Source organism: Cytophagales bacterium (genome assembly GCA_019456305.1).
Lineage (GTDB): Bacteria > Bacteroidota > Bacteroidia > Cytophagales > VRUD01 > VRUD01.
The window spans coordinates 52,956-72,015 of sequence record VRUD01000005.1; the positions used below are offsets into that span (position 1 = coordinate 52,956).

Here is a 19,060-nt window from a genome sequence, read left to right on the forward strand (position 1 = left end):
TCTCTACGCTATGCGCTACGCGCCATGAACATTGCTGTAAACACCAGGCTACTACTTACAAATAAATTAGACGGAATTGGCTGGTTTACTTATGAAACTTTATTGAGAGTTACCAGGCTTCATCCCGAACATCACTTTACTTTTTTATTTGACAGGAAATATTCCGAAGAATTTATATTTTCTAAGAATATAACTCCTGTGGTGATAGCCCCCCAGGCACGCCATCCTTTTTTGTGGTATTCATGGTTTGAATGGTCTGTTCCGAGAGCATTGAAAAAATACAAAGCTGACTTATTTTTATCACAAGATGGTTATTTGTCTTTGAGTACAGATGTAAAATCATTGGCCGTGATCCATGATCTGAATTTTGAACATTTTTCCAAAGACCTGCCCTGGCTTGTAAGAAAATATCACAAGTCCTATTTCCCTGAATTTGCCAAAAAAGCAGCAAGGATTGCTACTGTCTCACAATATTCTAAAAATGATATAATCAACATATATCATGTTGATCCGGACAAAATTGATGTGGTCTATAATGGGGCAAATGAAAACTTTAAACCCATATCTAAAGAGGAAAAACAGCTTTGTAGAAAAAAATACACTCATAGTGCACCTTTCTTTTTATTTATAGGAGCTTTACATCCTCGTAAAAATCTGGCTAACTTATTTATAGCTTTTGATTCGTTTAAAAAATTTATTTCGAGCGAGAAACCCCCAAATAATACCGAAGAAGCCAAAATAAAACTGTTGATAGTGGGTAAAAAGAAATGGTGGACAAAAGAAATGCAGTTCGCTTACCAGGGAATGGAATTTAAAAATGAGGTGACTTTTATTAATAGATTATCCGGAATTGAACTTAACAACGTAATTGCATCTGCCCTTGCATTAACTTATGTATCAAATTTTGAAGGCTTTGGAATTCCTGTTTTGGAAGCAATGTATTGTGAAACCCCTGTTATTACCTCAGATGTGACTTCCATGCCTGAGATAGGAGGTGATGCTGTACTTTTGGTAGATCCTGCCTCCACAGATTCCATAACAAATGCAATGATGAAAGTTGCAAAAGATCAAAAGTTAAGGAAAAAGCTGATCAATAAAGGTAAAATACAGAGACAAAAATTTTCGTGGGATAAGACGGCAGATTTACTATGGAAATGTATAGAAAAAGTTATCGCATAGCACAAAACTTATGAATAAAAAATTCAAATTGAGGATCCTCATAATCTGTCCACGCGTACCATATCCTCCTGATGACGGTGGCGCTATTGCTATGTTTGATGTGATCAACCATCTTTCTAAGAACGGTCACAATATCACTGTTCTTGCCATTAATACGCCCAAACATTTTCAGCCGGATAATGTCTTAGATGGCATAGCATTGCTAAAAACCGTTTTTGTAAACACCAACATCTCAGTATTTAACGCGTTCTTAAATCTATTCAGAAAAATGCCATACAACATTGAACGATTTATTTCTAAAAAATTTAAAAATACTTTAATTCAGCTTTTACGATCAGAAGAATACGACCTGATACAAATAGAGGGAACTTTTGTAGCCTGGTATGTAGATATAATTAAAAAAAATATCAATATTCCGGTAATATTACGTTCACACAATTTAGAATATCAAATCTGGGCACGATTAGCATATAACGAAAAAAAAATATTTAAAAAATGGTATTTAGAAAAACTTGCCAGAGGAGTAAAAGATTTTGAAAGAGAATATCTTAATAAGTTTGATGCGATCGCTGCCATCACAGAAAATGATAAACAAAGTATGAGGCAATTAGGCTGTACTACTCCTATTGAATATATACCGGCAGGGGTAGAATTGGAAAGATTTAAAAATAATAATAATAATATTACCAAACCAAACAGTATTTTTATATTAGGCGCTTTGAACTGGATGCCAAATCTTGAAGCCCTTGAATGGTTTTTGGAACATATTTGGCCTGCGGTTCATAAAAATCTCCCGGAGATTACTTTGCATATTGCAGGAAAGGACACACCTGGTTATTTGTTCAAACTAAATCTTGAAAATGTACATGTTCACGGATTTGTGGATTCCGCTTCTGATTTTATGCAGCAGCATGACCTGATGGTAGTACCACTTCTCTCAGGAAGTGGAATGCGCATAAAAATCATAGAGGGCATGGCTCTCAGTAAATGCATTATTTCTACTTCTCTTGGAGCAGAAGGAATAGATTGCGAAAATGACAGGAATATTTTAATTTGCGACACACCGCAGGAATGGATTGACACTATCGCCAACTATTTTAAGGATACCTCTCCAGGTCTGTTAATTGGAAAAAATGCAAGACAGTTAATTAATCAAAAATACAAAAACGAAATTATTATTAAGAGATTTATCCATTTATACAATTATCTAATAGCTAATAGCTAATAGCTAATAGCTAATAGCTAATAGCTAATAGCTAATAGCTGTTAGCTTTTAGCTTTTAGCAATAGATTTGATAACACAAAATCAAAATGAAGAACTTTAGAAGATTGAAAATTTGGGAACGAGGAATGGAATCTGTTAGCTTTTAGCTATTAGCTTTTGGCTTTTAGCTAACAGCCAACAGCCAACAGCTAACAGCTTTTTGAAGGGTTGCATGAAGAGCAACGGATGATCAACAGTTTCATTATTACACTGAAATTAACAGCTATCAGCTAAAAGCTAAAAGCTAAAAGCTAACAGCTAATTCTTAATGCTTATCATACTTTTAATCTTATTCTGGCTATCCGTATTCTTAGTTTCTCACACTTACCTGCTATATCCATTACTGCTAAAGTTGTTAAGCAGCAACAAAAAACAAAATCAAATTATTTATCAACTAAAAGATAGTGATTTGCCTGAGGTAGATATATTATTGGCTGTATTCAATGAAGAAAAAGTCATTGAAGAGAAGATCCGATCTACTTTTCATACCAGTTACCCGGTTAATAAGATCAAATTTTATATTGGTACAGACGCTTCCACAGATGAAACTAATGAGATCATCAAAAAATACCAACAGCAATATTCTCAACTGCAACTGATTCGATTTTCAGGCCGCAGAGGAAAAGCAGCAATCATCAACGAACTTTCAAGCTGTTCAAAATCACCTGTAATGATCCTTACTGATGCGAATGTGTTTTTTGAACTTCATACGATATATCACTTAGTGAAACATTATAAAAACCAGGAAATAGCGCAGGTAGGTGGGAACATTTTACATAAAACCGTTAGCCTGGATCCGAAATCTGAAATTCGAAAACCGAAACTCGAAACTCGAAATCCGAAACTCGAAACTCGAAATCCAAAATCACACAAAGGTATTTCTTTCCAGGAAAAGGCTTATCAAATTCGCGAAAACAAGATGAAATACCAGGAGGGCATTGTTTGGGGATCAATGATTGGTGCTTTTGGTGGCTGTTATTCAATCCTTAGGGACTATTTTATTCCCGTCCCCCGAAATTACCTGATGGATGATTTTTACATATCAATGAATGTATTAAGTAACAACAAAAAAGCTATCAACGAACTCGAAGCGAATTGTTATGAAGATGTATCGGTTAAGCCCTCTGAAGAATTCAAGAGAAAGGTAAGAATTTCGGCAGGTAATTTCCAGAATCTGAGCGTCTATAAAGGCTTATTATGGCCACCTTTCACAGGAAAATCTTTCGCTTTTTTATCACATAAAGTGCTTAGATGGTATACTCCGTTTTTTATAATTGTTGCCCTTATTTCAAATTTACTCCTAATGAATTATTACATTTTTTATCAAATAACACTATGCGTGCTCTTAGCTGCTTTATGTATTGTTATTTTAGATATTGTATTAAAAATAATTAATATCAATTGGAAACTATTTAGGTTTATATTTCATTTCTTTTATATGAACTTAGCCTTGTTGGTAGGTTTTATAAAGTTTTCATTGGGCGTTAAAACAAATATCTGGCAGCCTACGGAACGAAATCAAGAATCAATAGACAATTGACAATAGACAGTTGACAATTCACCCCGGGCACTCGGGTACACTTACTATGAATAAACAAATAAAACTCAACACCATAGAGCAAGCCATAGACGCAGTCAAAAACGGAGAGATCATCATTGTAGTAGATGATGAAGAAAGGGAAAACGAAGGTGATCTTATTTGTGCTGCTGAATGCGTAACCCCAAAAATTATAAACTTTATGTCAAAAGAAGCACGCGGGATTATCTGTGCTTCGCTTGAAGAGGATCGCTGTGAAGAGCTGGATCTTGACCTAATGGTGGGTAAAAACACAGCGCCCAATAAAACCCAGTTTACTGTTTCGGTTGATCTGTTAACAAAAGGCTGTACCACTGGTGTTTCTGCCATCGACAGGGCAAAAACCATCAAAGCGCTCGTTGATCCTAATACCAAACCCGATGATCTGGGAAGGCCAGGACATATCTTCCCGCTGAAAGCTATGAAAGGAGGTGTGTTGAGAAGAACAGGACATACTGAAGCTGCCATAGATTTTGCAAAGTTAGCCGGCTTTGAGCCTGCAGGCGTTCTGGTAGAAATAATGAATAAAAACGGCACGATGGCACGCATGCCAGACCTGAGAAAAATAGCAGACCGTTTTAAGTTAAAATTGGTTACAATAAAGGACCTGATCAAATACAGACTTGAAAAAGAAAGCCTTATTAAAAGAGAAATAGCTGTAAAATTGCCTACCGAATGGGGAGACTTCGATCTTGTGGCTTTTAAACAATTAAATACTGACGGTATTCATCTTGCACTAATTAAAGGTAAATGGGAAAGAAATGAACCGGTGCTGGTTAGAGTACATTCATCCTGTGTTACAGGAGATGTTTTTGGCTCCTGCAGGTGCGATTGCGGCAAACAGCTCCACAATGCAATGAGTTTGGTTGACAAGGAAGGCACGGGTGTGGTATTGTATATGAACCAGGAAGGCAGAGGTATCGGACTGCTTAACAAACTTAAAGCCTATAAATTGCAGGAACAGGGACAGGACACAGTAGAAGCCAACCTTCTCCTGGGGTTTGATATGGATGCAAGAGATTACGGTGTAGGCGCCCAGATATTACGCAACCTGGGCGTTTCAAAAATGAAATTAATTACCAACAATCCTAAAAAAAGAGCCGGTATCACGGGCTATGGACTGGAGATCGTTGAAACCATCCCCCTTGAAATTGCTCCCAACAAACACAATAAGAAATACCTGACCACCAAAAGAGATAAAATGGGGCATGATATTTTGAAAAAGAAGAAAAAAAGAAGGGGGAAGAAGTAGCAGTAATTCAATAGTAATTCAATAGTAATTTAATGGTAATTCAATGGCAATTCAATGGAATTACAACTGAATTACAACCGAATTACAACCGAATTACAACCGAATTACAACCGAATTACAACTGAACACTTCGGCAGGCTTGCAAATAGCGGGATTAGCATTATATATACACCTAAAAATCTAAATCAAAAAGAGGAAAAGTACGTCCTATTGTGAATAAAGAGCTGCATTAAGACAATATGTTGCAAAAATTAATAATAATAGGGTCAACCAGCACCCAGTAACCAGCATCCAGTAACTGATAATTTGATGCATGATGTTAATAATGATTACAATTTAAGTTGTTTTTTTTAATTTAGATTTTTAGGTACAGATGAAAAAACTAATCATATTTATCATAGCAGCCAACGCAGGCAGCTTAATATTGAAGCCACCTGACAATTCTCAATTAATCGCATCACTCACTCAAACTGACACTACTTCTCAAGATCACAAATCTACCCCCCTCTTCCCGGGTACTCGGGAGGCTGGGAGTGAGGCGCTCGATTCCCTCAAAAACGCTCTCAAAAACGCAACCCACGATACCACCCGAGTAAATATTCTACTTCAAATTGTTGAAAACATATATGACGACAACGTATGGCCTGAATACAACCGGCAAGCGCTGGATATTGCCGAAAAAAACATCCCCCGCAGCAAAGGAGCAGTATTGCTCGCGTTTAAAAAAGCAAAAGCAGCCTCCCTCAACAACATAGGTTATATTCACAATGTACAGGGCAACCCAGACAAGGCGCTGGAATATTACCTGCAAAGTTTGGAGATAGGAAAAGAGATCAATGACAAACAAGGCATCGCCACCTCATTAAATAACATAGGTATGATCTATAAAAACCAGGGCAACCTTGACAAGGCGCTGGAAAATTTCCTGCAAAGCTTAGAGATACAAAAAGAGATCAATGACAAACAAGGTATCGCCACCTCATTAAATAACATAGGCCTTATCTATAAAAACCAGGGTAACCCTGACAAGGCGCTGGAATATTACCTGCAAAGCTTAAAGATACTAAAAGAGATCAATGACAAACAAGACATCGCCAGATCATTAAATAACATAGCCAATATCTATTACGACCAGGGCAACCATGATCCCGATTTAATCGGGATGAAACGCGACAGTTTGTTCAACAGGGCGCTGGAATATCACCTGCAAAGCCTGGAGATAAAAAAAGAGATCAATGACAAACAAGGCATCGCCTACTCATTAAATAACATAGGCGCTATCTATTACAACCAGGGTAACCCAGACAAGGCGCTGGAATATTACCTGCAAAGCTTAGAAATACAAAAAGAGATCAATTACAAACGTGGCATCGCCTACTCATTAAATTTCATAGGGCTCATTTATCTTGAACGTAAAGACTATACCACTGCCGCAGACTACTGCACGCGCTCACTCTTCATAGCAGAGGAGCTTGGCTATCCTGAAAACATAATGAGATCTGCCGGAAGCCTGCACAAGATATACAAAGCCATGGCAAAAAAAGCCAAAAAACAGGGCTTGTGGGAGTATGGTGAGCGCTATGCAACAGCTATAGAGTACAACGAACTCTACACACAAATGCGCGATACGGTCCACAACAACGCCATGTCAAAAGCCATTGGCAAGGTAGAAGGTAAGTTTGAGTTCAAAATGGCGCTCAAACAAAGAGAGCAGCGCGAAAAAGAGCAGGAACTAAAGAAAGCCAAAGAAACATCACACAGAAACAACCTGCAAAATGGTGCAATCGCCATCGGTATATTTGTATTACTTACAATAATTATCTTTCTCGGTAATTTTGTAATGCCCGGGTGGCTAGTCAATGCTTTGTCGTTTGTACCTTTTGTACTGCTGTTTGAGTTCATCACCGAGCTCACTGAACCCTGGACAGAAGGCTTCACAGGTGATCAGCCCATATACGAAGTGCTCATCAATACCGTGGTGGTATTAATTATATTTCCCATACAGTACATTTTTGAAAAAAAGTTGAGGGAGAGGCTGTACAGAGCAAAGAAGAAGCGGGCTGTAGCTCGGATTGGTAATCCGAGAAAGCGGAGGAAGGGGAGTAGTAGTATAGCGTTTCATAAAAAGGATAACATTTAACCTATATTATTCCTAAACTTTAAGATGAAACAAATAAAATCCCAAATCCAAAGCTCAAAATCCAAAATAAATCCCAACCCCGCACATAAATAGAGTGTGCAGAGAAAACCATTTAATCTAAAATTTATGTGCGGGGCAAAACCTAAATCCCAAAAAAAGAATTAAATGACTCAAGAAAAAAAGCCATACGATTTACAGGAAAGATTATTGCTGTTCGGGAAAAGAATGATTATAAGCAGAAAATCGTAACTTTGTGTTCTGAAATTGGGATTTTTCATTTGGGATTTATTTTGAGCTTGGGATTTTGAAATTGGGATTTTATGAATAATTGAGGATAGTAATTATTTTTTATTTGTTATTATTTTAGTGAAACGATATAATAGTGGTATATTTGTCACGCATATAACGAGTTATCATCAATTCTCTACTAAATGAATAGAACTCTTTACATATTGATAGTACTTGCGTTTTTCTATGCTTGTAATTCGGAATCAGAAAAAAAAGACCCTATAACTAAGATTAAAAGAGAAAAATTAATTACACCTGTATCGGAAAAAGAAAATCAGCGAGACTCAGTACCAAACACGTCAATTGAAAAAGATAGGTGCTTAGACAGAAAAGATATAGACGTTCCACTTGAAATAAGGCAGAGTTTAGGAAAGCTATATCCAAATTATAGAATTGCTAAAAATTCTGATTTCTTCGACAATTACTGGTGCTATTTTTATAAAGAAAGTGATTCTCCGTATTTCATAACCGGTGACTTTGATGGAGATGGTAATAATGAATTTGCATTAATGCTAACAAAAAATGAACGAACAAAAACAATTATTGTGGTTCTGGATAAAATAAGGGGACAATTTCAATCAATGGTTGTGGACAGCTTGGTTGCTCAACGAAAACCTAATATTGATATTAAGTATACAAAATTTTATAGTGGCCTTCATAAACACAAACCTGAAACTATAAAAACTATGGCAACTGATAGTACCTATATTTTCTCAAACGAATTTATATCACTTGATTTTTTCGAAAAAGGTGGATATTATTACCTCTGGACTGGAAAAGAATTCAAAAGAATCGGAGTAGGATGTTAGAGAGCAACTTAACAATGAAATTAGAGAATACTTTTAAATTAAATTAACATGAAAAAGAAAAACAAAATTTGGATTTTCCCATTAATAATAATGGGATTAGTATTAATTCTTACCAATAGCTGTAAGAAAGATGACAAAAAAGACGACACGGTACCGGCACCGACTGGACAAGTACCTGTTTTGGCAACTTCTGCTGTAAGCAATATTACACAAACCACTGCCTCTTGTGGTGGTAATATTACTTCCGATGGAGGAGATACAGTAACAGCAAGAGGCGTATGCTGGAGTATATTTCAAACTCCTACCATAGCCGACAGTAAAACCACCGATGGTACTGGCGCAGGCAGTTTTACAAGTGCTGTAATAGGTTTAATCGCCAATACTACTTATTACGTGCGAGCTTATGCCACAAATAGTGCAGGTGCAGGATATGGGGAACAAATTCAATTTATTACAACGGGAACAGTTACTGATATTGACGGAAATACATACCAAACCATAGGAATTGGAACTCAAATCTGGATGGCAGAGAATTTAAAAACCACGAAATATCGTGATGGTTCAGCAATAACCAATGTTACCGATAACACAGCATGGAGTAGCCTTACAACAGGCGCTTACTGCAATTATAATAACGATACAAATAATTCAACAATTTATGGCAGGTTATACAATTGGTATTCAGTAAACGATAGCAGAAATATAGCCCCCGCGGGCTGGCATGTGCCCACCGATGCCGAGTGGACAACACTTGAAAATTATTTAATTGCAAACGGTTATAATTACGATGGCACAACAACGGGAAATAAAATAGCAAAATCCTTAGCATCTACAACGCTGTGGTCACCCTCAACAAACACAGGAGCAATTGGCAATACCGATTATCCAACGTACAGAAATAAAACCGGTTTGACAGCCCTTCCGGGTGGCAGCCGTTACAGTAGTACGTTCCTCGGCATTGGCGACTTAGGTTACTGGTGGAGTTCTACTGAGGGCAATGCTACGAGTGGCATCGACCGGTTCATGAGCTACGCTGACGGCCGTGCGGGCAACAGGGGCATCAGCAGTAAGAAGTTGGGTTACTCTGTCCGTTGCGTGAGAGATTAATTTATTTGATAATTACCAGCTTGCGGGTCGATTTTTTTTTGAAATGGCGCTATACAATGAATTACCTGTTTACCCCGTAGGATATTTTGCTTTTAAAGCTATAAAGTTAAAATTGGCTGTTATCCAACGGGGTGAACCAGGCGAGGTTGTTGAGCAGCTTGATCTTTGTTGTATCTGTTTTGGCGTTTTCAAGGGTATGGAGGAGGGAATCAGCTTTTGGGGTTTGGGATAGGGCTGCGAAAGACAAAAGCCAAAGAGCAAAAATCAAAGGGTAAAAGTAGAGGTTTTTCATAATTGAGTGCGTTTACCTCACCCCCCAACCCCCTCTCCACGCCAGTGGAGAGGGGGTTGGGGGGTGAGGGGGGTTAGAGGGAAAGAGTCTTTTTTTGTTCTTCTGCTGTTTTGCTAATTATAGAGAGAACATTATTTATATTTTTTTCTACTTGTGTATTTGTAAAACGCAGTACGCTGTATCCCATGTTTTCCAGATCCTCCTGTCGTGCAACATCATAATCTTTTTCATCAGGAATAGTATGGATTGAACCATCTAGTTCCACTATAAGGACTACTTCTGCACAATAAAAATCAACTATATATGAAGCTATAGGATGTTGTCTTCTAAACTTAAGGTTGTTTAGTTTCCTGTTACGTAATACTTGCCATAGGATCTTTTCTGCCTCTGTAGCTTGTTTACGAAGCTGGCGTGCTTTTTCCACCTCGTTTCCTTTTATTCCACCTTTACGAGTTAGGTAAAGAGGTGAATCAGATGAGTTAAATTTTTTAGAAATACTCATATTCATTTTTAATAGTTTATCTCTCTCCACCTTTTCTCCCCTCTCCATTTTTTCTCCCCTCTCCACGTCAGTGGAGAGGGGCTGGGGGTGAGGCGACACCTTACAAAATTTGATAATTTAATAATGTGAAGGTTATTTTCAAAATTGATCCCCAATACTCGGGATAAGAAATCTCACGTCTCAAATCTGGTATTCTCTGTTATCTAATAATGAGTCTCTTCGTTCTTTTTCCATCTGTGTAATCTTTTTAAATCTGTGCCTGTGCCTTCATGCAATAGAACCTATCCTTTTTTATATATATTGCAGGTTATTTCTAATGAAATCCTTCAATCCGCAAATAGCATAAAGAGGTATATTGACTAACCAGTCCTCTTTTCTATAGTCCGACATAGATGTTCTGATTGCCAGGGTTGGTTTGAATTTCTCAACAAAAAACTTCAAACTTTTTGCCTGTAAATTTTCTTCTGCTTTTACCTCAACAGGAATCAACTTGTCCTGATATTGTAATAAAAAATCTATTTCAGCAGTTGATTTTTCAGATGACCAGTAAAACGGGTTCAATCCTGATGCTGAAATAAGTTGTTGTAATATAAACTGCTCACTTATCACTCCTTTAAATTCTTCAAAAATACCGATGCTTTTTAGTAAAATTTTTACATCTATATCACATATTGCACCTAACAATCCAATATCGGCAAAAAACAGTTTGAATGTTTTTAAGTCCTCATAAGCTTTTAGCGGAATTGCCGGCTTTGACACTTTGTGTACCTTGTGGACTAATCCGCAATCAACAAGCCACGATAAAGCATGCTCATATTCCTTAGCCCTTGCTCCTTGCCGTATTAAGCCATATATAAACTTTCTGTTTTCTTTTGCCATTTGAGCGGGTATAGAATTCCATAGCATCCTGATCCGGGGAACAATTTCATGGGGTGCATGTTTTGAAAAATCCTGTTCATAAGAAGCTAATATTCGTTTTTGAATCGCCCTTACTTCATCAAAATCATTATTCAATGTGAATTGATAAACCGGTTCGGGCATTCCTCCTATAAAATAGTATTGACGGAGTTGTTCTATATACTTTTGTTTAAATTGCCTGATAAGTTTCCAGTCCTTTTCGTGCAACAGACCCAGTAAGTTCTCCTGTCCTGCGGCTTCTAAATATTCTGTGAAGTTTAGTGGGTAAAGGTCTAAAAATTCAACTTTTCCAACAGGGAAGGATGTTTTTTTATGCAATGAAACTCCCAGCAAAGAACCGGCTGATAATATATGGTATTCAGGAGCATTTTCAACAAAATACTTCAGGGAAGTAATAGCTCCCTCTGCTTCTTGTATTTCATCAAAGATAATCAGCGTATTGGCATGATTTATTTTAATTCCTGTTTGAATTTCCAGCGCTTTAAGTATTCGTTTTATATCATAATCCTGTACAAAAAGGTCTTTAAGCAATTTATTGCTCTCAAAATTAATGTATGCGCATTGTTCATATTCCCTTTCTCCAAAATCTTTCATTAACCAGGTTTTTCCTACTTGCCTGGCGCCTCTTATAATAAGGGGCTTACGTGAACCGGAAACTTTCCATTCTAATAGTCGTTTGAGAGCCGATCTTTGCATATATTGTAAGTTTTTGACGCAAATATACACTTTTTCTTAGGACTTTTTGTAGTATCAATACATTTTTCCTAAGAACATTTTGTATTGTATAAAAGGTAATGATTTAATAATTTGAAGGTTATTTTTAAAATTGATCCCGAATATTTGTGATGAGAAATCAGTACGTCTCAAATCTCCTATTCTATGTTATCTAAGCCCCATGCGCTAATAATTCCTATAAAACTCCCTGATCTTAACAGTGATTTGATTATAGATTGGTTTTGTAAACCCAATAAAGAGGTCTTGTGGCGGAGGGGGGCGAAGTTTTTTATTTTTGATCAATTTTTTTTGTTTGGCATTCAGCGCCCTTTCATCTCCATTAAAATATCCCCATTCACATACCCATACGAACTCACCGGGGAATTTTTCATGGGTTAGCACTTTATTGGTACGATAGTCTAAAATCTGAAAATCCAGCAGCCCTTTTGATATGATAGTCTTTGTAGTATGATATAAAGTGGCTTTCACCGTACCATATACTACTTCAATTTGCTGGCTATTAGATGCACCACTTTTGTTGCATGCTCCCAGAGTATCGCCATGTTTTGAATGTGCCTCCCAGGCAGAGACCGGTATAGTCAAGGTTTTAGCATTTTCCGGTTTACCCGCTGGAATATGGCAAATAGTAACTTTATCATTCCCTGTCTTTACCTGGTTGCCTTCTCTAATTCCCATGATCACATTATCTTTACGAAGCTGGATTTCTTTTTCTTTTATCAGTGTTTGTCCGACCACAAAATCATCAAACTCGAGCTTGATGATGTGGTCAGGGTGTTCTAATCCAAGGGCTCTGGCTTCTTGCTGCGTATAAAAACGAACGAATTCACTCGCAGGCATTTGATCCAGGAATTCATTGATCTTATTGTCAAAAAATTCATTGCTGAGCTTCAAGGTCCTGGAATGCATGGGAATCGGCTCGGTCACTACTTTTAGCGTGGCGAGAGCCAATGCCTTTTTGATCTGTTCATCAACATCCCTGAAATTTGAAAAAAGCTTTTTTACGCGTAGAAGCTCGGAGTATGCCTTTTTTGCATTTTCCCTGTCGCCCTTTTCCATGAGGGCTAAGGCATGGGTATAATAATATTCTGCAGCTTTCTTTTTGGCATTGATTATCTCTTCGTCATAATTCACAAACTTGAATTGCACTTTTCTCCCCGTACTGGGAATCTCAAGAGGGGCAACTGATTTAACCAATCCCTGGCGGTTTTTCATTCTTGAATATATACTATAAACTTCATCCCACATCTCGGGACTGCCTTCTAGCTTTAAAAAGTTTATCCTGTCGTTATCACGCTCGTTAGCTTTATTGAATGCTTTTTCAAGTACTAATATCTCTTTTTCTTTGGTAGGCTTTTTCCTAAGCTTTTTAACAGCTTTTCTTATTGCCATATCATACTGCCCTTTCTGGTAACACTTTTTTGAACTGCCACATGCTGAAATAGCAAATGCGATCAGAATAATAAAAAAGTACTTTGTAGTTGGTATTGATTTTTTCATTTTTTATAAAATCTGTGCTACGCATCCCGACTTGTCGGGTCACACAGGTGTGTAATCTGTGTTTTCCCAAAAATAGAATTTATTTTACAATGAATCACAAATAAATCGTTAATATTTGTATTTACTTATATTTTTGCATTTGCATAAAATGTATGTATTACTTAGTACCAAATTTTATTAAAAAAGGTAATTATGAATTTAGAATCAAAAAAATCAGTACTCGTTAAGTGGGATTTACAGTTAAAAGATGTTTCTGTAATTCACAAATTATTTGTGACTTTGTGTCTATGTGGCAGTTTTTCAGTTCATTTTAATGCCTGGTCCCAGATTAAATTTCAAGTTACTCTCAGAGCAGACCATGTTACCACAGGGTGGGATGTAAAACAATGCAATGATAAAGGGTATATTATTATGGGAGAATCTCAAAGTTTTGGTTCTGGAAGTACCGATTTGTTTATCACTAAAACCAATGAAAGAGGGAATATATTATGGTCTGAAAATTTTGGAGGAAAAAGTAGTGATTACGGACGTAGTGTACTGCATACAAAAGAAGGCGGGTATATCATCGCAGGATACACCTTTAGTTTTGGAGCAGGAGAATCAGATATTTATATAATTAAAATAAATGATGCTGGGGATTTATTATGGTCTAAAACCTATGGAGGTATCCATAATGATTATGCTTATGATATTCTTGAGACTAAGGATCGGGGATTTTTGATCCTTGGTGAAACTAAAAGTTTTGGAGCTGGAAGCTTTGATGTTTTTTTGATTAAAATAGATACCAGGGGAAATTTGCAATGGTCAAAAACCTACGGTGGTAGAAGCACGGATGTTGGCCGCTCAATAATACCAACAAAGGAAGGTGGTTATATTATTGTAGGCGAATCGAAAAGCTTTGGAGCTGGAGATTTTGATTTCTACTTAATAAAGATAGACAAGTATGGAAAACTTAAGTGGACTAAAACCTATGGTGGTACCGGAAAAGATTACGGCCGCTCGATACAACAGACAATTACAGGTGGATATATAATCAGTGGTAGTAGTTTTAGTTTTGGCCATGGTGGAAAGGAAGAAGATGCTTACTTAATTAAAACCGATGCTTATGGAAAAGTATCGTGGTCAAAGATCATTGGTGGTAAAAACCCCGATTATGCTCTTTCTGTTCTTGCTAAAAATGACGAATATATTATTTCAGGATATACTGATAATTATGGTCATGGAGAAGCAGACGTGTTTTTATCAAAACTCAATAGTTCCGGGAGTATAATATGGTATAAAACTTATGGCGGCACAAATACTGATTATGGATTCTGTGTCCAAAAAACTGCTGATCAGGGATTTATAATTATAGGAGAAAGCAGTAATTATGGCGCTAAAGAAGCTGATGTTTACCTTATTAAAACAGATCAAGATGGAAATAGTGGCGGGTGCAATGAAAAGAAAAATCATCCCAAAAAAAACTTTGAACCTGATACGATCACTAAAAGTGGAGGCGTAGAAGGAAACGCAAATCCAATATCCAAAAAAGCCGAAACCTTAGTGAACAAGTCAGCTACCAAAAAGCTAAAAACAATTCATCTTTGTGAAAAATGACTGTTGGTTTCTTTACCACCTAATTCCAAAAATGTAAATTGTAAATCGTAAACCATAAATATGCCTAAACCATTAATCCTTATAACAAATGACGATGGTATCAACGCTAAAGGTTTGAGAGCTTTAGTAGAAATAATGACTGATCTGGGAGACATAATCGTGGTGGCTCCTGATAAAGTTCAATCCGGGATGGGGCATGCAATCACCATTAACGATACCCTCAGATTAAATCAGGTCAATACATTTGGAAATATAAAAGCCTATGAGTGTTCAGGCACATCAGCCGATTGTATAAAATTAGCCAAAACTATTGTGCTAAAAAATAAAGCCCCGGACCTGGTAGTGAGCGGTATAAACCACGGAAGTAATTCAGCCATTAGTATTTTGTATTCAGGCACTATGTCTGCTGCTATTGAAGCTGCTATAGAAGAAATGCCTGCCATCGGTTTTTCTCTATGCGACATGGACCATAATGCTGATTTCTCACATTGTAAAAGTTTTGTGAAAAAGATAGCCCTCCAGGTGCTAAAAACTTTTTTGCCAAAAGGCGTGGCGCTGAACGTAAATATACCTGCTAAGTCAAACCACCCTATAAAAGGAATAAAGATCTGCAGGCAAGCCCGGGCAAAATGGAAGGAAGAATTTATTGAACGTAAAGACCCATCAGGCAAAAGCTACTTCTGGATGACAGGTGATTTTATCAATCTGGATAAAGGCGAAGATACAGATGAATTTGCATTGACCAGCAATTACGTCTCAATTGTCCCCTGTGAATTTGACCTTACGGCCCACCATGCCATTGCTATTCTGAATGATGAATGGGAACTATCGTCCGATCACTAAGTTTACCCCGTTGAATTTTTACCCAGTGAAATTTCTTCTATTTAACTGGGTCTTTTATTCAACGGGGGGCCGCAATTTGTATTGGAAAGTGGTCAGACGAATAGTGATGGGATGGATAAGTGGGAAAAATGACAAATGACAAACAAATAACCAATGACATTCGGATTTCAAGTTTCGAGTTTCGGATTTCGAGTTTCGAGTTTCGGATTTCGAGTTTCGGATTTCGAGTTTCGAGTTTCGGATTTCGAGTTTCGAGTTAACGATCACAATGAAAAAACTTATCATCATATTGCTATCAATTGCCTACTGCCTATTGCCTACTGCCAACTGCCTTTCCCAGGATCCACAGTTTTCACAATTCTACGCTGCCCCGCTGTATTTGAACCCGGCTTTTACAGGTAAAACTATTAAAGCAAGATTTATTACTAATGCCAGGATGCAATGGTTAGGTCTTTCGAAGGCATATAATACTTATGCATTTTCACTTGACCAGAATTATGACAATTATAATAGTGGAGCAGGATTTATGTTTGTTACCGACAGGGCCGGAGGAGGGAGCTTAGTTTCAAATGAGGTGAATTTCTTGTATGCTTATACGTTAAAACTTTCTAAAAAGATCATTCTCAAACCGGGGATTCAGCTTGGATACAATTTTCGCAAGATTAGCTTGAATGACCTTACTTTTGGCGATCAGTTAGATGAATTTGGTAATACGTATAATGGTACGTCAGAAACTTTCAGCAATACAAATGTAAGCTATGCCGATATTTCAACTGGTGTTTTGTTATATTCTCAAAAATCATGGTTGGGCATCGCTTTGCATCACTTAAACAGGCCGGATCAATCATTTACAGATGATGTAATAAGCAGAAACCCTGTTAAAATTTCAATACACGCAGGAACTATGATACCTGTCGAAAACGAGTCTTTTGGTGAGAAAGCGCTGAATATTGCCCCTGCCATATTGTATAAAAAACAGGGGAAATTTGACCAGTTGGATGTGGGAGTGCATTTTCATTATGAACCACTCGTACTGGGATTCTGGTACAGGGGAAACCCATTAAAACTATATGACAATAACTATGCAAATCACGATGCTGTGGTTGTTTTGGCCGGGTATAAGCAAAATAATTTCAGCTTTGGATATAGCTATGACATCACTATTTCAAAAATAAGAACAGTTGCAATGGGTTCGCATGAAATATCCTTGATTTATGAGTTTGAATACGATATAAAAAAGATCATTAAAAGAGATAAAGGAACTTTTCCTGTGCCGGGGATTTAGTAAATTCGATTTGAAAAAAGAAAGCAGCAAAAATTGAAATTTACTTCAACACTACCAATCTTTTGGTTATGGAATAATCTTTGGTTTTAAGCGTGTAGAGGTAAATGCCCGGTTTCAAATGCGAGGCATAATACAGAAACAAATGCCTGCCGGCAGGTTTGTTTGTTTCGTTTACAAGCGCTTCTATTTTTTTGCCTTGTATATTTGATACGAAAAGTTCTACAGGACCATCCTGCTCAAGTTCATATTCAAAAATAACGTTAACCTTGAAAGGGTTTGGGAGAGCGGCTATGACGGGGCGGGCGATTGTGTTTTTTTCAAGGATTGTATTTTTATTCTCGATAAATATATTTTGATCTTCATTTTTGTTATTTACCGAATCCGCATTGTTAGAAAACCTACAATTTCCACATGGTTGAATTGTAGCAGTAACATCAGCACCAACTTGAACTGTTATTCCCGGTAAACCAATTATTTCAGTTCCAGCTGTGAATTGCACCACCGAAGATGAAGATATAGTTACATTTGGGCCTAATGTAATAGAATTTTTTGCTACATATTCAAGTTCACCTATTAAAGTTTGGTTACTTATTTCAATCTCTTCTAAGCAACAAGGTATAGGAGTAACATTCCAGGTACTTAGAATAATTTTATCAGAGTAATCAATGGGATCTATTGTGATACCTCCTGAATAGGAAAGTTTGCCAGTATATTGTTGAGTTTTACAGTCGTTGCTTAATATTAATCTATAATCGTAAAGAGCGGCTGCAACAATATTCCCTCCACTTGTTCTGCCATCCCAGCATATATCAAAATCAATACCATTTGGAATAGTAAGTTCATATACTCTGATTATAGTACCATTAAGGGCTATTATTTCTAATTTAGCAAAACTTACATTATTGATACTGGAAACACAAAAAGGCTCATTATCTGCCATCAAAGTGCTTTTAAAAATAGGGGAAATATTTCCAAAAGTTCTGCTGCATTCTTTTCCAATTGGACAACTTTCAACAAGAGATACATCATCGATTACAAGATATGTACCACAAGCGACAGCAGGTATTTCAAAACCTATCCAGTTAAAGTCACTACTTGGTGCTACGAATGAAAATGAAACAAGATGCCATTGTCCAGATGGGTATAAATTATTTGTTATTGGAATCGTGCCAATTTTTGTGAATGAATGTAGAGTTTTAAAGTCATCATATTCGTCATCACACGTAAAATCACTAATTTTGTTATTTTTATATTTAATTTTTCCCTTTGACAAATAAAAATCTAGTGATCCTACAACTCTATCCCAATCACTATCAAAAGCACTAATACCAAAACAACAAATGGTACCATCAAATATTCTAATAAACATAGATAATGTATAATCTGTTCCTTCTTTTAACTCATTATTAACAAAAAACTTTTGTTCTATAAGTTCAGCACTACCCATTCCAATAAATCCTGAACCAGAGTGTGGAGTAACATTTATAGACGCACCTCCTATACCAATTGATTCTCTCAATCCATAATGCGACATTTTATAATAATCAGGGGAATGTAACCAATGGGTGGTTGGTCCAAAAGTAGGCCTTTTAGCTAAATCATCTGTCCAAACCTCTAATCTGTCTACTTGTGAATCACTATCAGGATTAGACGTGTTATCCTCAAATCCAGCATTATGTATTAAATTTTGGGAATATATATCAATATTAAAAATAAATATAATTAAGATATATTGCAATAATATTCTTGATTTTGTACAAGCTTTATAATTCATAAT

15 protein-coding genes and 1 pseudogene are annotated in these 19,060 nt (G+C 36.8%); 11 read left to right on the plus strand and 5 right to left on the minus strand.

Going from position 1 to position 19,060, the window contains the following annotated elements; genetic code table 11:
• Positions 1 to 24 precede the first annotated feature (24 nt).
• The 8 genes from FVQ77_01890 to FVQ77_01925 all read left to right on the plus strand — a co-directional run bounded on the left by FVQ77_01890 (position 25) and on the right by FVQ77_01925 (position 9,847).
• A complete protein-coding gene (locus FVQ77_01890) occupies positions 25 to 1,179 on the plus strand; it encodes a glycosyltransferase family 4 protein (GenBank protein ID MBW8049094.1) in 1,155 nt (384 codons plus the stop codon).
• A 10-nt stretch (positions 1,180 to 1,189) separates the two neighbouring features.
• Entirely contained in the window at positions 1,190 to 2,404 is a 1,215-nt protein-coding gene (locus FVQ77_01895) for a glycosyltransferase family 4 protein (protein ID MBW8049095.1), read from the plus strand.
• Positions 2,405 to 2,711: 307 nt separating this feature from the next.
• The gene (locus FVQ77_01900) at positions 2,712 to 3,983 is read left to right on the plus strand and encodes a glycosyltransferase (GenBank protein MBW8049096.1); all 1,272 of its coding nucleotides are present in this window, start codon (positions 2,712 to 2,714) and stop codon (positions 3,981 to 3,983) included.
• Between the two features lie 46 nt (positions 3,984 to 4,029).
• Positions 4,030 to 5,271 (plus strand): bifunctional 3,4-dihydroxy-2-butanone-4-phosphate synthase/GTP cyclohydrolase II, encoded by a 1,242-nt coding sequence (locus FVQ77_01905; protein MBW8049097.1) that lies wholly within the window; start codon positions 4,030 to 4,032, stop codon positions 5,269 to 5,271.
• 373 nt (positions 5,272 to 5,644) lie between these two features.
• The gene (locus FVQ77_01910) at positions 5,645 to 7,411 is read left to right on the plus strand and encodes a tetratricopeptide repeat protein (protein MBW8049098.1); all 1,767 of its coding nucleotides are present in this window, start codon (positions 5,645 to 5,647) and stop codon (positions 7,409 to 7,411) included.
• 431 nt (positions 7,412 to 7,842) lie between these two features.
• Entirely contained in the window at positions 7,843 to 8,508 is a 666-nt protein-coding gene (locus FVQ77_01915; GenBank protein MBW8049099.1) for a hypothetical protein, read from the plus strand.
• Between the two features lie 48 nt (positions 8,509 to 8,556).
• Positions 8,557 to 9,615 (plus strand): hypothetical protein, encoded by a 1,059-nt coding sequence (locus tag FVQ77_01920; protein ID MBW8049100.1) that lies wholly within the window; start codon positions 8,557 to 8,559, stop codon positions 9,613 to 9,615.
• A gap of 43 nt (positions 9,616 to 9,658) precedes the next feature.
• Entirely contained in the window at positions 9,659 to 9,847 is a 189-nt protein-coding gene (locus FVQ77_01925; protein MBW8049101.1) for a hypothetical protein, read from the plus strand.
• A 133-nt stretch (positions 9,848 to 9,980) separates the two neighbouring features.
• Here FVQ77_01925 and FVQ77_01930 read toward each other — a convergent pair whose 3' ends face one another.
• The 3 genes from FVQ77_01930 to FVQ77_01940 form a co-directional block, all read right to left on the minus strand.
• Positions 9,981 to 10,409 (minus strand): endonuclease domain-containing protein, encoded by a 429-nt coding sequence (locus FVQ77_01930; protein ID MBW8049102.1) that lies wholly within the window; start codon positions 10,407 to 10,409, stop codon positions 9,981 to 9,983.
• Positions 10,410 to 10,700: 291 nt separating this feature from the next.
• The gene (locus tag FVQ77_01935) at positions 10,701 to 12,023 is read right to left on the minus strand and encodes an ATP-binding protein (GenBank protein ID MBW8049103.1); all 1,323 of its coding nucleotides are present in this window, start codon (positions 12,021 to 12,023) and stop codon (positions 10,701 to 10,703) included.
• A gap of 204 nt (positions 12,024 to 12,227) precedes the next feature.
• Positions 12,228 to 13,559 (minus strand): hypothetical protein, encoded by a 1,332-nt coding sequence (locus FVQ77_01940; protein ID MBW8049104.1) that lies wholly within the window; start codon positions 13,557 to 13,559, stop codon positions 12,228 to 12,230.
• Between the two features lie 192 nt (positions 13,560 to 13,751).
• Here FVQ77_01940 and FVQ77_01945 point away from each other — a divergent pair, with 192 nt between their 5' ends.
• Positions 13,752 to 15,155 carry a hypothetical protein gene (locus tag FVQ77_01945; protein ID MBW8049105.1) on the plus strand — a complete coding sequence of 468 codons (1,404 nt, stop codon included), beginning with the start codon at positions 13,752 to 13,754 and terminating at the stop codon, positions 15,153 to 15,155.
• A gap of 60 nt (positions 15,156 to 15,215) precedes the next feature.
• The gene (gene surE / locus FVQ77_01950) at positions 15,216 to 15,998 is read left to right on the plus strand and encodes a 5'/3'-nucleotidase SurE (GenBank protein MBW8049106.1); all 783 of its coding nucleotides are present in this window, start codon (positions 15,216 to 15,218) and stop codon (positions 15,996 to 15,998) included.
• Between the two features lie 168 nt (positions 15,999 to 16,166).
• Here the strand turns inward: surE and FVQ77_01955 are convergent.
• Positions 16,167 to 16,283: pseudogene (locus FVQ77_01955) on the minus strand (nucleoside triphosphate pyrophosphohydrolase).
• Between FVQ77_01955 and FVQ77_01960 the strand changes: the two are divergent.
• Positions 16,267 to 17,283: a type IX secretion system membrane protein PorP/SprF gene (locus FVQ77_01960; protein MBW8049107.1), complete on the plus strand. Its 1,017-nt coding sequence runs from the start codon at positions 16,267 to 16,269 to the stop codon at positions 17,281 to 17,283. The pseudogene FVQ77_01955 and the gene FVQ77_01960 sit on opposite strands and share 17 nt — an antisense overlap.
• A 40-nt stretch (positions 17,284 to 17,323) precedes the next feature.
• Here FVQ77_01960 and FVQ77_01965 read toward each other — a convergent pair whose 3' ends face one another.
• Positions 17,324 to 19,057, minus strand: coding sequence for a T9SS type A sorting domain-containing protein (locus FVQ77_01965; GenBank protein ID MBW8049108.1), 1,734 nt, complete (start codon positions 19,055 to 19,057; stop codon positions 17,324 to 17,326).
• Positions 19,058 to 19,060: the final 3 nt, after the last annotated feature.

Bases quoted from the DNA above. Each gene is read 5' to 3' on its own strand.
- FVQ77_01890 (MBW8049094.1), top strand. From the start codon at position 25: ATGAACATTGCTGTAAACACCAGGCTACTACTTACAAATAAATTAGAC.
- FVQ77_01895 (MBW8049095.1), top strand. From the start codon at position 1,190: ATGAATAAAAAATTCAAATTGAGGATCCTCATAATCTGTCCACGCGTA.
- FVQ77_01900 (MBW8049096.1), top strand. From the start codon at position 2,712: ATGCTTATCATACTTTTAATCTTATTCTGGCTATCCGTATTCTTAGTT.
- FVQ77_01905 (MBW8049097.1), top strand. From the start codon at position 4,030: ATGAATAAACAAATAAAACTCAACACCATAGAGCAAGCCATAGACGCA.
- FVQ77_01910 (MBW8049098.1), top strand. From the start codon at position 5,645: ATGAAAAAACTAATCATATTTATCATAGCAGCCAACGCAGGCAGCTTA.
- FVQ77_01915 (MBW8049099.1), top strand. From the start codon at position 7,843: ATGAATAGAACTCTTTACATATTGATAGTACTTGCGTTTTTCTATGCT.
- FVQ77_01920 (MBW8049100.1), top strand. From the start codon at position 8,557: ATGAAAAAGAAAAACAAAATTTGGATTTTCCCATTAATAATAATGGGA.
- FVQ77_01925 (MBW8049101.1), top strand. From the start codon at position 9,659: ATGGCGCTATACAATGAATTACCTGTTTACCCCGTAGGATATTTTGCT.
- FVQ77_01930 (MBW8049102.1), bottom strand. From the start codon at position 10,409: ATGAGTATTTCTAAAAAATTTAACTCATCTGATTCACCTCTTTACCTA.
- FVQ77_01935 (MBW8049103.1), bottom strand. From the start codon at position 12,023: ATGCAAAGATCGGCTCTCAAACGACTATTAGAATGGAAAGTTTCCGGT.
- FVQ77_01940 (MBW8049104.1), bottom strand. From the start codon at position 13,559: ATGAAAAAATCAATACCAACTACAAAGTACTTTTTTATTATTCTGATC.
- FVQ77_01945 (MBW8049105.1), top strand. From the start codon at position 13,752: ATGAATTTAGAATCAAAAAAATCAGTACTCGTTAAGTGGGATTTACAG.
- surE (MBW8049106.1), top strand. From the start codon at position 15,216: ATGCCTAAACCATTAATCCTTATAACAAATGACGATGGTATCAACGCT.
- FVQ77_01960 (MBW8049107.1), top strand. From the start codon at position 16,267: ATGAAAAAACTTATCATCATATTGCTATCAATTGCCTACTGCCTATTG.
- FVQ77_01965 (MBW8049108.1), bottom strand. From the start codon at position 19,057: ATGAATTATAAAGCTTGTACAAAATCAAGAATATTATTGCAATATATC.